Raw genomic sequence first — 11,737 nt, forward strand, 5'->3', positions numbered from 1 at the left:
GCAGAAGGAGACCATCACCATGACCACCTCCCCCACCACCGCCCTCTCGGAGGCCGGCGTCAGCATCTGGCTCGACGACCTCTCGCGCGAGCGCATCGCGTCGGGCGACCTCGAGCGGCTCATCGCCGAACGCGACGTCGTCGGCGTGACCACCAACCCGACGATCTTCGCCGGCGCGCTCGCCAAGGGCGACGCGTACCGCGACCAGCTCCACGCACTCGCCGCCGACGGCGCCGACGTCGACCGCGCGGTCTTCGAGACCACGACCGACGACGTGCGCGACGCCGCCGACGTGTTCCGCCCCGTCTACGACCGCACCGACGGCTACGACGGACGCGTCTCGATCGAGGTCTCCCCCGATCTCGCGAACGAGACCGACGCGACCATCGCCGAGGCCCACCGCCTCTGGGAGAAGGTCGACCGGCCCAACGTGATGATCAAGATCCCCGCCACGCGTGCCGGACTGCCCGCGATCACGGCGGCGATCGGCGCGGGAATCAGCGTCAACGTGACGCTCATCTTCAGCCTCGACCGGTACCGCGACGTCATCGACGCGTACCTCGCCGGCCTCGAGCAGGCGAAGGCCGCCGGCATCGACCTGTCCACCATCCACTCGGTCGCCTCGTTCTTCGTCTCGCGTGTCGACAGCGAGATCGACAAGCGCCTGGACTCCATCGGCACGCCCGAGGCGCTCGCACTGAAGGGCCGCGCGGGCGTCGCGAACGCGCGCCTGGCCTACGAGCTCTACCAGCAGCAGTTCGCCACCGATCGTGCGATCGCGCTGCTCGACGCCGGCGCCAACCGCCAGCGTCCGCTGTGGGCGTCGACCGGCGTGAAGGATCCGGCGTTGCCCGACACCCTGTACGTGACCGAGCTCGTCGCACACGGCGTCGTGAACACCATGCCCGAGAAGACCCTCGAGGCGACGTTCGACCACGGCGTGATCGAGGGCGACACGGTCACGGGCGCGTTCGCCGAGGCCGGCCGCGTGCTCGACGCGCTCGCGGGCGTCGGCGTCGACTACGACGAGGTCACCGACCTGCTCGAGCGCGAGGGCGTCGACAAGTTCGTCGTGTCGTGGCACGAGCTGCTCGACACGGTTCGCACCGCGCTGGAGGCCGCACGATGAGCTTCCGCATCTCCGTCAGCGGCCCCGCCGCCGACGCCGTCCGCCGCGCGGTCCCGCAGCTGGTCGCCGACCGCGTGGCCTCGCGCATCACCGCGCTCGACGCATCCCTGTGGGGCCCCGACGCCGAGGCCGAGTCGGCCAAGCGGCTCGGCTGGACCCAGGCCGTCGCCGTCTCCCGTCCCCTGCTGCCCGAGATCGCCTCGCTTCGCGACGAACTGCGCGCCACGGGCGTCGACCACATCGTGCTCGCCGGCATGGGCGGATCGTCGCTGGCTCCCGAGGTCATCACCCGCACGGCAGGCGCCGAGCTGACCGTCCTGGACTCGACCGAGCCCGGCCAGGTCCGCGCCGCGCTCGCGGACCGGATCGGCCGGTCCGCCCTCGTCGTGTCGTCGAAGTCGGGTTCGACCGTCGAGACCGACTCGGTGCGCCGCGCCTACGAGCAGGCGTTCCGCGACGCCGGCATCGACCCCGTCTCCCGGATCATCATCGTGACCGACCCGGGTTCGCCGCTCGACGAGTCGGCGCGCGCCGCCGGCTACCGGGTCTTCAACGCGGATGCCACCGTCGGCGGGCGATACTCCGCGCTCACGGCGTTCGGCCTCGTGCCCTCCGGCCTCGCCGGCGTCGACCTCGACGAACTGCTCGCCGAGACGCAGGCCATCGAACTCGGGCTCGCCGTCGACGCGGAGGAGAACCCCGGCCTCATCCTGGGTGCCGCGATCGCCGCGACCGAGCCGCGCCGCGACAAGCTCGCGATCGTCGCCGACGGCACGCACATCGTCGGGTTCGCCGACTGGGCCGAGCAGCTGATCGCCGAGTCCACCGGCAAGGGAGGCACCGGCATCCTGCCGGTCGTGCTCGGCACCGACGCGCCCGAGCTGGTCGACGTGGCATCCGACGTCCAGGTCGTGCGCCTCGTCGACGACGCCGGCACCGACGTCTTCGTCGACGGCACGGACGGCGAGATCCGAGTCTCCGGCACGCTCGGCGCGCAGCTGCTCGTCTGGGAGTACGCCACCGCGGTGGCCGGTCGCATCCTCGGGATCAACCCCTTCGACCAGCCCGACGTCGAGTCGGCGAAGATCGCCGCGCGCGGCCTGCTCGACGCACGGCCCGAGCCGGCCCCGGCCGCGTTCGTCACCGATGGCATCGAGGTCCGTGGCACGCCCGACGTCATCGGCGCCGCCAGCGACCTCGCCTCGGCGATCGAGGTGCTGCTCGAGGAACTGCCCGCCGACGGCTACCTCTCGGTGCAGGCGTACGTCGACCGCGTCGCGCACCCCGAGGTCGAGCAGCTCCGCGACGTCCTCGCGGCGCGCAGCGGCCGGCCCGTCACCTTCGGATGGGGCCCGCGCTTCCTCCATTCGACCGGCCAGTACCACAAGGGCGGTCCGGCGCACGGCGTGTTCCTGCAGCTCCTGCAGCGACCCGCAGAGGACCTCGCGATCCCCGAGCGGCCCTTCACGTTCGGCGAGCTGATCGCCGCGCAGGCCTCCGGCGACGCCTCCGTGCTCGCCGAGCACGGGCGCCCCGTCCTGACGCTCACGCTCGCCGATCCGAGCCGCGACGTCCAGGCGTTGCGCGCCGCGATCGGCTGACCGGGAGCACGCACATGCATCCGGTCGAGATCACGGCGACGCACAACCCCCTGCGTTCGCCGAAGGACTACCGCCTGAACCGGATCGCCGGCCCGTCGAGCCTCATCATCTTCGGCGTCACCGGCGACCTGTCGCGCAAGAAGCTCATGCCCGCGGTCTACGACCTCGCGAACCGCGGGCTCCTGCCCCCCGGTTTCGCGCTGGTCGGGTTCGCCCGCCGCGACTGGGAGGACCAGGACTTCGAGCAGGTCGTGCACGATTCCGTCAAGCAGTACGCGCGCACCGAGTTCCGCGAGGACGTGTGGCAGCAGCTCGCCCGCGGCGTCCGCTTCGTGCCCGGCGCCTTCGACGACGACGAGGCGTTCGAGCGCCTGCGCCGCACCGTCGAGGAGTTGGACCGCGAACGCGGCACCATGGGCAACCACGCGTTCTACCTCTCCATCCCGCCGAAGTCGTTCCCCGTGGTGACCGAGCAGCTCAAGCGCTCGGGGCTCACGGAGCAGCGTGACGGCCAGTGGCGCCGCGTCGTCATCGAGAAGCCGTTCGGGTCCGACCTGAAGACGGCGATCGAGCTGAACGACGTGGTCGCGTCGGTGTTCCCGCCCGACTCGGTGTTCCGCATCGATCACTACCTCGGCAAGGAGACGGTCCAGAACATCCTCGCGCTGCGGTTCGCCAACCAGCTGTACGAGCCGATCTGGAACGCCAACTTCGTCGACCACGTGCAGATCACCATGGCGGAGGACATCGGCGTGGGCGGCCGCGCCGGCTACTACGACGGTATCGGCGCGGCGCGCGACGTCATCCAGAACCACCTGCTCCAGCTCCTCGCGCTCACCGCCATGGAGGAGCCGATCTCGTTCGACGCCGCCGACCTGCGCGCGGAGAAGGAGAAGATCCTTCGCGCGGTGCGCCTGCCCGGGGATCTCGCGACCGCGACGGCCCGGGGGCAGTACTCCGGCGGATGGCAGGGCGGCGAGAAGGTCGTCGGCTTCCTCGACGAGGAGGGCATGAACCCCGAGTCGATCACCGAGACGTATGCGGCCATGAAGCTGCTGATCGGCACCCGCCGGTGGGCCGGCGTGCCGTTCTACCTCCGTGCGGGAAAGCGGCTCGGCCGACGGGTGACCGAGATCGCGGTCGTGTTCAAGCGCGCCCCGCAGCAGGTGTTCGCCGACAGCCAGACCTCGCAGCTGGGCCAGAACGCGCTCGTCATCCGCGTTCAGCCGGATGAGGGAGTGACCATCCGGTTCGGATCCAAGGTGCCGGGCGCAGGCATGCAGGTGCGCGACGTCACCATGGACTTCGGGTACGGCCACGCCTTCACCGAGGCCAGTCCCGAGGCCTACGAGCGGCTCATCCTCGACGTGCTGCTCGGCGACCCGCCCCTCTTCCCCCGTCAGGAGGAAGTCGAGCTGTCGTGGAAGATCCTCGACCCGATCGAGGAGTTCTGGGCTACCCAGGGGCAGCCCGAGCAGTACCGGCCTGGTTCATGGGGGCCGTCGACCGCAGACGAACTCCTCACTCGCGACGGACGCACCTGGAGGCGCCCATGATCGTCGAACTGCCCGAGACCACGACCAGCCAGGTCTCGAAGACGCTCGTGAAGATTCGCGAGGAGGGCGGGGTCGTCGCGCTCGGCCGCGTGCTCACGCTCGTCATCGCCACCACGCACGGCGGCGAGGAGGAGGCCATCGAGGCCGCCAACGACGCCTCGCGCGAGCACCCGATGCGCGTCATCGTCGTGTCGACGGAGCTCGAGGAGGACGGCCCCGCCAAGGAGAGCCGGCTCGACGCCGAGATCCGCGTCGGCGGCGATGCGGGCGCGAGCGAGGTGATCGTCCTCCGTGCCCGCGGCGACGCGGCCCAGGACGAGCAGAGCCTCGTGATGGGCCTGCTCCTGCCGGACGCCCCGGTCGTCACGTGGTGGCCCGGCGCGGCTCCCGAGGTGCCGGGGGACGCGCCCCTCGGTCGGATCGCCCAGCGACGCATCACCGACGCCTCGACGCAGCACGACCCGCAGGCAGCGCTGCACGCGCTGGCCGAGAGCTACCGACCGGGCGACGCCGACTTCGCCTGGACGAGGCTGACCCTGTGGCGAGCCCAGCTCGCGGCGGTGCTCGACCAGCCTCCCTACGAGCCGGTCACCGCCGTGCACGTCGCGGGGTCGATCGACTCGCCGTCGACGACGCTGCTGGCGGCATGGCTGTCCATGCAGCTCGGCGCGAGCACCGACTGCGCCCTCGTCGGACTCGAGCACGGTTCGCACGGAATCCGCGGCGTGCACCTCGTGCGGAACACCGGAACGATCGAACTGGTCCGCGACCTGCCGGGCGTCGCCACGCTCCGCCAGCCGGGCCAGCCCGTGCACGACGTGGCGCTCCCCCGTCGCAGCCTCCGCGACTGCCTTGCCGACGAGCTTCGCCGTCTCGACCCGGATGAGTTGTACGGTGAGGTGATCACGAGCGGCCTGTCGCTCATCGCCACGGGCCGGGACACCGACGACGAAGGAGTCACCGTATGACGAACGAGCGCCGCGTGCTCCACCCCGACAAGGGCACCCTCGCGGGTGCGGTCGCCGCCCGGTTCATCACGAAGGTGCTGGACCTCCTCGACGACCAGGACGTGGTGCACGTGGTGCTCACGGGCGGGAGCATGGGCGCCGCCGTACTCGAGGCGGTGCGGGAATCCCCCGCCCACAAGTCGATCGACTGGGGCCGAGTGCACTTCTGGTGGGGCGACGAGCGCTGGGTTCCCGAGGGCCACGAGGATCGCAACGATCGGCAGTCGCGTGTGGCGCTCCTCGACTCGCTCGACCTGCCATCGGAGAACGTCCACCCCTTCCCCGCGTCGGACTCCGGACTCTCGCTCGACGAGGCGGCCGACGCCTACGCGGCGGAACTCGGGAGGTTCTCGGCGAACGGGTACCCGCACCCCGTCTTCGACATCATGTTCCTCGGCGTCGGTCCCGATGGGCACGTCGCATCGCTGTTCCCGCACCGCTCCGGCATCCAGGTGGTCGACCGTCCGGTCATCGCGGTCCGCGAGTCGCCGAAGCCGCCGCCCGAGCGCCTCAGCCTGACGCGTCCGGTCATCAACGCCTCGCAGCGCGTCTGGCTCGTGCTGGCGGGCGCCGACAAGGCGTCGGCCCTGGGCCTCGCGCTGGCCGGCGCGAGCCGTGACGAGGTGCCGGTCGCGGGCATCAAGGGCCGGCGGCGCACCGTGTTCTTCATCGACCAGGATGCCGCAGCCGAAGTCCCCGATGCGCTCATCGCGCGCGAGTACTGACGACTGCCCGCGCACACGACGAAGGCCGCCCCGGATTTCCGGGGCGGCCTTCGTCGTGGATCGTCACGCGCGACCACGCGCGTGCGAGCGTCAGTCCTTCGCCTGGGTGCCGCGCCGCTGGCGCAGCTGCTGCAGCGCCTCCTCGAGGAGCGCCTCGGCCTCCTCCTCGGTGCGCCGCTCCTTCACGTAGGCGAGGTGCGTCTTGTAGGGCTCGAGCTTCGCGACGGCCGGCGGGTTGTCCTTGTCGCGGCCGGCCGGGAGGCCGGTCGAGGGGCTGTCGATGACGTCGGGGATCTCCTCCTCCGGCAGGTTCGCCGCGAAGTACCGCACCGTCTCGTTGCCCTGGGCGTCCCAGTAGCTGACCGCGACGCGGTCGGCGTGGAAGCCGCGGTCCTGCTCGCCCATGGGGCCGGAGCCGACTCGCGAACCTCGGATCGCGCTGTTTCCTGATGCCACGGTGACCTCCGTCAGATTCCGGCGTCGAACTTCGTGATGAGCCCCAGCACGACGATGCAGGTGATCCAGACGAGCCCGAGGATGATCGTGATGCGGTTCAGGTTGCGCTCCGCCACCCCGGACGCACCGAGGTTCGACGTGACGCCGCCGCCGAACATGTCGGACAGCCCGCCGCCGCGGCCCTTGTGCAGCAGGATCAGGAGCGTGAGCAGGATGCTCGTGAGGCCGAGCAGCACCTGCAGGACGACCTGGAGAATCTCCACGGTGAAACCTTTCCGGGGCATGACCAAGTGTCGAATGCCGCCAGTCGAGTATAGCCGCCCGTGTCGGCCGGCCCGCGCGGGTGCGGCGGGTCGGGCGACGACGGTCGGCCTGCGCGTCGGCCCGTCAGGCCCCGACGTGCTTCTTGAATCGGACGATGCTCGAGAACTCGTCGAGGTCGAGGCTGGCGCCGCCCACGAGCGCACCGTCGACATCGGCTTCCCGCAGGAAGGCGGCGATGTTGACGGCCTTCACCGAGCCGCCGTAGAGGATGCGTGTCGCCGCAGCGAGCTCCTCGCCGGCGATCTCGGCGAGCACGCCGCGGAGCGCCGCCGCGACCTGCTGCGCTTGGTCGGGCGTCGCGGCCTTGCCCGAGCCGATGGCCCAGACGGGCTCGTAGGCGACGACGAGTCCCTTGCCTGCGTCGACGCCCTCGAGCGCGGCACGGAGCTGCGCGACCGGCACAGCGCTCGCCCCGTGCTGCTCCAGGTCCTCCGCCGTCTCGCCCACGCAGAGCACCGGGATGAGCCCGTGCCGGTGCGCGGCCTTCACCTTCGCGTTCACCTCCGCGTCCGACTCGCCGTGGAGCGTGCGCCGCTCCGAGTGGCCGATGATGACGTACCGGCAGTCGAGCTTCGCCAGGAACGCACCGGAGACCTCGCCCGTGTAGGCGCCCGAGTCGTGCTGCGACAGGTCCTGCGCGCCGTAGGCGAGGGGCAGGTCGTCGGCCGCGACGAGCGTCTGCACCGAGCGGAGGTCGGTGAAGGGCGGGAACACGGCCACCTCGGCGTCGGCGGCGTCGTGCTTCGCGTCGGCGAGCGACCACGCGAGCTTCTGCACGAATGCGATCGCCTGCAGGTGGTCGAGGTTCATCTTCCAGTTGCCCGCGATGAACGGGGTGCGGTTCACTGCCATCCGAGGACCTCCAGTCCGGGGAGCTTCTTGCCCTCGAGGAACTCGAGGCTCGCGCCTCCGCCCGTCGAGATGTGTCCGAATGCGTCATCGTCGAAGCCGAGCTGGCGCACTGCCGCCGCCGAGTCGCCGCCGCCGACGACGCTGAGTCCATCGACCTCGGTGAGCGCGGATGCCACGGTCCGGGTGCCCTCGGCGAAGGGAGCGAGCTCGAACACGCCCATGGGGCCGTTCCAGAACACCGTCCTCGCCGCGCGGATCCGCTCGGCGAAGGCCGCAGCGGTGTCGGGGCCGATGTCCAGCCCCAGCCCGGACGCCCCGAACGGCGTCTCCTCGATCGCGTCGGCCGCGGTCACCTGGTGCTCGGCGTCGGCCGAGAAGGAGGCCGCGACCACGACGTCGGTGGGGAGCACGATGTCGACCCCGCGCTCCGCGGCATCCGCGAGGTAGCCCTTGACCGCCTCGATCTGGTCGGCCTCGAGCAGGCTGGAGCCGACTTGGTGCCCCTGCGCCGCGAGGAAGGTGAAGAGCATGCCGCCACCGATGAGCAGTGCGTCCACGCGCGGCAGCAGGTGCTCGATCACGCCGAGCTTGTCGGAGACCTTGGAGCCGCCGAGCACCACGACATAGGGCCGCTCGGGCTTCTCGGTGAGGCGGTCGAGCACGTCGAGCTCGGTCGCGATGAGCAGGCCGGCGGCGCTCGGCCGCAGTTGCTCGAGCTCGAACACGCTCGCCTGCTTGCGGTGCACGACGCCGAAGCCGTCCGAGACGACGGAATCGGCGAACTCCGCCAGCTGCCCGGCGAAGGCGGTGCGCTCGGCCTCGTTCTTGCTCGTCTCCCCCGCATTGAAGCGGAGGTTCTCGAGCACGAGCACCTCGCCGTCGCGGAGGGCGGCGACCTTGGCCACGGCATCCTCGCCGACCGTGTCGCCTGCGAAGGCGACGGGCGCGTCGAGCAGCTCGCCGAGGCGGGCCGCGACCGGCGCGAGGCTGTACTTCGGTTCCGGGGCGCCCTCGGGCCGGCCGAGGTGGGAGATCACGATCACCTTGGCGCCCTGTTCGATTAGCGCGGTGAGGGTGGGGACCGACGCGCGCACGCGGCCGTCGTCCGTGATGACCCCGTCCTTGACAGGGACGTTGAGGTCGCAACGGACGATGACGCGGGTGCCTGCGAGCGGACCCAGGGAATCGATGGTTCGGAGGGTCACTTCGTTCGCCTCAGAGCCGCTCGGCCACGTACTCGGTGAGGTCGACGAGGCGGTTGGAGTAGCCCCACTCGTTGTCGTACCACGCCGACAGCTTCACCTGGTCGCCGATCACGCGCGTGAGGCCGGCATCGAAGATCGATGAGTGCGGGTCGGTGACGATGTCGCTCGAGACGATGTCGTCCTCCGTGTACTTCAGGATGCCCTTGAGCGGCCCCTCGGCGGCCTTCCGGTAGGCGGCCTTGACCTCGTCGACCGTGACCGGACGAGAGGAGGTCACCGTGAGGTCGGTGATGGAACCGGTCGGGACCGGAACTCGGAGCGCGAAGCCGTCGAGCTTGCCGATGAGCTCGGGCAGCACGAGGCCGATGGCCTTGGCCGCGCCCGTCGAGGTCGGCACGATGTTGACCGCTGCGGCGCGGGCCCGACGCAGGTCCTTGTGCGGGCCGTCCTGGAGGTTCTGATCGGCGGTGTACGCGTGGACGGTGGTCATGAGGCCGCGCTCGATGCCGAACTCGTCGTTGAAGACCTTGGCGAGGGGCGCGAGGCAGTTCGTGGTGCACGACGCGTTCGAGATGATGTGGTGCTTCTCGGGGTCGTAGCTGTCCTCGTTGACGCCGATGACGAACGTGGCGTCCTCGTCGGTCGCGGGTGCGGAGATCAGGACCTTCTTGGCGCCGGCCTCGATGTGCTTGCGTGCGTCGGCGGCCTTGGTGAAGAAGCCGGTCGACTCGATCACGATGTCGACGCCGAGCTCGCCCCAGGGCAGGTTCGCGGGGTCGCGCTCGGCGAACGCCCTGATCGACTTGCCGTTCACGACGAGGTGCTCGTCGTCGTACTCGACGGTCGCATCGAGGCGGCCCGTGATCGAGTCGTACTTGAGCAGGTGCGCGAGGGTCTTGTTGTCGGTGAGGTCGTTCACCGCGACGATCTCGAGGTCGGCGCCCTGGGCCAGGGCTGCTCGGAAGTAGTTGCGGCCGATACGGCCGAAGCCGTTGATGCCGATCTTTACGGACACAGGTGTCTCCCCTGTTCTGACGGGCGCGATCGCGCTTTCGAGATGGATCTGACCGGACGGCGGTGTCCCCGGACGACGCCCGGGGACACCATCCGCGTTATGACAGTAGCAGCAGCCCTGAGGTCTTCTCAGTCGCCGTCTGGAGGCGCTGCTGGACGTTCGCCCAGTCCACGATGTTCCAGAACGCCTTGACGTAGTCGGCGCGCACGTTCTTGTAGTCGAGGTAGTAGGCGTGCTCCCACACGTCGAGCATGAGCAGCGGCACGATGCCCGCCGGGAGGTTCGCCTGCTGGTCGAAGAACTGCACGACGATCAGGCGCTGGCCGATCGAATCCCACGCGAGCACGGCCCAGCCCGAGCCCTGGACGCCGAGCGCGGTCGCCGTGAAGTGAGCGCGGAACTTGTCGAACGAACCGAAGTGGTCGTCGATGGCCGAGGCGAGCTCGCCGGTGGGCTTGTCGCCGCCGTCCGGCGACATGTTCGTCCAGAAGATCGAGTGGTTCACGTGGCCGCCGAGGTTGAACGCGAGGTCCTTCTCGAGCTTGTTCACGTTGGCGAGGTTGTCCGAATCGCGCGCCTCTGCGAGTTGCTGCAGCGCGGTGTTCGCCCCGGTGACGTAGGCCTGGTGGTGCTTCGAGTGGTGAAGCTCCATGATCGTGCCGCTGATCGACGGCTCGAGCGCACCGTAGTCGTAGGCGAGTTCGGGGAGGGTGTAGTCAGCCATTGCTTCTCCTTGTCAGCAGCCGGGTGAACCGGACCTCTGCCCGGCGGACCGCGGCTTCCTCGATCCTATGCCCGCGGTCGCCGCGAGCGATGGGGGTTGACGGTTTCCTACGGTCGACGCGCTCGCCCGGCGCGCGCAGCGAGCGCCCGCCTTCAATCGACGTCGAGGTCCGGGGGCAGGTTCGCCTCGGTGCCCGGCACGCCCAGCTCGACGGCGCGCTTGTCGGCCATCGCGAGCAGGCGGCGGATGCGGCCGGCGACGGCGTCCTTGGTGAGCGGAGGATCGGCGTGGTGGCCGAGCTCGTCGAGGCTCGCGTCCCGGTGCGCCAGGCGCAGGTCGCCGGCGTAGCGCAGGTGGTCGGGGATGTCCTCGCCGAGGATCTCCATCGCCCGCTCGACGCGCGCGCAGGCCGCCACCGCCGCCTGCGCGGAACGGCGCAGGTTGGCGTCGTCGAAGTTCACGAGCCGGTTCGCCGTCGCACGGACCTCGCGACGCTGCCGCAGCTCCTCCCAGTTCCGGACGGTCTCGGTCGCGCCCATGAGCGCGAGCATGCTGCTGATCGCCTCGCCGTCGCGGATGACGACTCGGTGCACGCCGCGCACCTCGCGAGCCTTCGCCGAGATGCCGAGTCGGCCGGCCGCGCCGACCAGCGCCATGGCGGTCTCGCTGCCGGGGCAGGTCACTTCCAGGGCTGCAGAGCGACCCGGGTCGGTGAGGCTCCCGCGGGCAAGGAACGCACCGCGCCACACGGCCGCGACATCGTCGCGGGAACCGGTGGTGAGCTTGTTGGGCAGGCCACGCACGGGTCGCCGTCGCGCGTCGAGCAGACCGGTCTGGCGGGCGAGCGTCTCGCCGCCGTCGAGCACGCGGACGAGGTACTGGTTCGTGCGGCGCAGGCCGGCGGCGTTGATCACCGACACGTCCGGGCGGACGCCGTACAGCTCACCGAGGTCGCGGGTCACGCGACGTGCGATTGCGGGCGAGTCGAGCTCGGCTTCGATCGCGATGCGCCCGGAGATGATGTGGAGACCTCCCGCGAACCGGAGCACCGACGCGAGCTCCGCTGCACGGACCGGGGTCTTCGTCACCTCGGTCCCGGCCAGCTCCTCTTTCACCTCTGCGGTCAGGGCCACGTGGTCGTCC

Annotated in this window: 12 protein-coding genes; 5 read left to right on the forward strand and 7 right to left on the reverse strand. The window is 70.5% G+C overall.

Annotated features, from left to right (window positions below; genetic code table 11):
- Window positions 1-19: 19 nt before the first annotated feature.
- From tal to pgl, 5 genes are read left to right on the forward strand one after another with little or no spacing between them, the layout of a single operon-like run.
- Window positions 20-1,129, forward strand: a complete 1,110-nt coding sequence (gene tal / locus ACULK4_RS09900; RefSeq protein ID WP_445964260.1) for a transaldolase — start codon at window positions 20-22, stop codon at window positions 1,127-1,129.
- The gene (locus ACULK4_RS09905; protein ID WP_445964261.1) at window positions 1,126-2,730 is read left to right on the forward strand and encodes a glucose-6-phosphate isomerase; all 1,605 of its coding nucleotides are present in this window, start codon (window positions 1,126-1,128) and stop codon (window positions 2,728-2,730) included. The genes tal and ACULK4_RS09905 overlap by 4 nt, the downstream gene beginning before the upstream one ends.
- 14 nt (window positions 2,731-2,744) lie before the next feature.
- Complete coding sequence (gene zwf, locus ACULK4_RS09910) at window positions 2,745-4,286, forward strand: glucose-6-phosphate dehydrogenase (protein WP_445964262.1); 1,542 nt, start codon at window positions 2,745-2,747, stop codon at window positions 4,284-4,286.
- A complete protein-coding gene (locus ACULK4_RS09915) occupies window positions 4,283-5,254 on the forward strand; it encodes a glucose-6-phosphate dehydrogenase assembly protein OpcA (protein WP_445964263.1) in 972 nt (323 codons plus the stop codon). Before zwf ends, ACULK4_RS09915 begins: the two co-directional genes overlap by 4 nt.
- On the forward strand, window positions 5,251-6,018 hold the full coding sequence (gene pgl / locus ACULK4_RS09920; protein ID WP_445964264.1) for a 6-phosphogluconolactonase: 768 nt from the start codon (window positions 5,251-5,253) through the stop codon (window positions 6,016-6,018). Before ACULK4_RS09915 ends, pgl begins: the two co-directional genes overlap by 4 nt.
- Before the next feature lie 90 nt (window positions 6,019-6,108).
- On the opposite strand, the gene ACULK4_RS09925 is transcribed toward pgl, so the two are convergent.
- From ACULK4_RS09925 to whiA, 7 genes are all read right to left on the reverse strand, one after another.
- On the reverse strand, window positions 6,109-6,474 hold the full coding sequence (locus ACULK4_RS09925) for an RNA polymerase-binding protein RbpA (RefSeq protein ID WP_445964265.1): 366 nt from the start codon (window positions 6,472-6,474) through the stop codon (window positions 6,109-6,111).
- 11 nt (window positions 6,475-6,485) lie between these two features.
- Entirely contained in the window at window positions 6,486-6,737 is a 252-nt protein-coding gene (gene secG / locus ACULK4_RS09930) for a preprotein translocase subunit SecG (RefSeq protein ID WP_445964266.1), read from the reverse strand.
- Window positions 6,738-6,861: 124 nt separating this feature from the next.
- Window positions 6,862-7,650, reverse strand: coding sequence for a triose-phosphate isomerase (gene tpiA / locus ACULK4_RS09935; RefSeq protein ID WP_445964267.1), 789 nt, complete (start codon window positions 7,648-7,650; stop codon window positions 6,862-6,864).
- The gene (locus ACULK4_RS09940) at window positions 7,641-8,855 is read right to left on the reverse strand and encodes a phosphoglycerate kinase (protein WP_445964268.1); all 1,215 of its coding nucleotides are present in this window, start codon (window positions 8,853-8,855) and stop codon (window positions 7,641-7,643) included. Before ACULK4_RS09940 ends, tpiA begins: the two co-directional genes overlap by 10 nt.
- Window positions 8,856-8,865: 10 nt before the next feature.
- Window positions 8,866-9,870 carry a type I glyceraldehyde-3-phosphate dehydrogenase gene (gene gap, locus ACULK4_RS09945; protein WP_445964269.1) on the reverse strand — a complete coding sequence of 335 codons (1,005 nt, stop codon included), beginning with the start codon at window positions 9,868-9,870 and terminating at the stop codon, window positions 8,866-8,868.
- 97 nt (window positions 9,871-9,967) lie between these two features.
- A complete protein-coding gene (locus ACULK4_RS09950; protein WP_445964270.1) occupies window positions 9,968-10,594 on the reverse strand; it encodes a superoxide dismutase in 627 nt (208 codons plus the stop codon).
- Between the two features lie 152 nt (window positions 10,595-10,746).
- Window positions 10,747-11,727, reverse strand: coding sequence for a DNA-binding protein WhiA (gene whiA / locus ACULK4_RS09955; protein WP_445964271.1), 981 nt, complete (start codon window positions 11,725-11,727; stop codon window positions 10,747-10,749).
- Window positions 11,728-11,737 lie beyond the last annotated feature (10 nt).

The sequence above is a fragment of the Agromyces selenitireducens genome (genome assembly GCF_052748465.2).

Bases quoted from the DNA above. Each gene is read 5' to 3' on its own strand.
- tpiA (WP_445964267.1), bottom strand. From the start codon at position 7,650: ATGGCAGTGAACCGCACCCCGTTCATCGCGGGCAACTGGAAGATGAAC.
- ACULK4_RS09915 (WP_445964263.1), top strand. From the start codon at position 4,283: ATGATCGTCGAACTGCCCGAGACCACGACCAGCCAGGTCTCGAAGACG.
- zwf (WP_445964262.1), top strand. From the start codon at position 2,745: ATGCATCCGGTCGAGATCACGGCGACGCACAACCCCCTGCGTTCGCCG.
- ACULK4_RS09905 (WP_445964261.1), top strand. From the start codon at position 1,126: ATGAGCTTCCGCATCTCCGTCAGCGGCCCCGCCGCCGACGCCGTCCGC.
- ACULK4_RS09950 (WP_445964270.1), bottom strand. From the start codon at position 10,594: ATGGCTGACTACACCCTCCCCGAACTCGCCTACGACTACGGTGCGCTC.
- pgl (WP_445964264.1), top strand. From the start codon at position 5,251: ATGACGAACGAGCGCCGCGTGCTCCACCCCGACAAGGGCACCCTCGCG.
- tal (WP_445964260.1), top strand. From the start codon at position 20: ATGACCACCTCCCCCACCACCGCCCTCTCGGAGGCCGGCGTCAGCATC.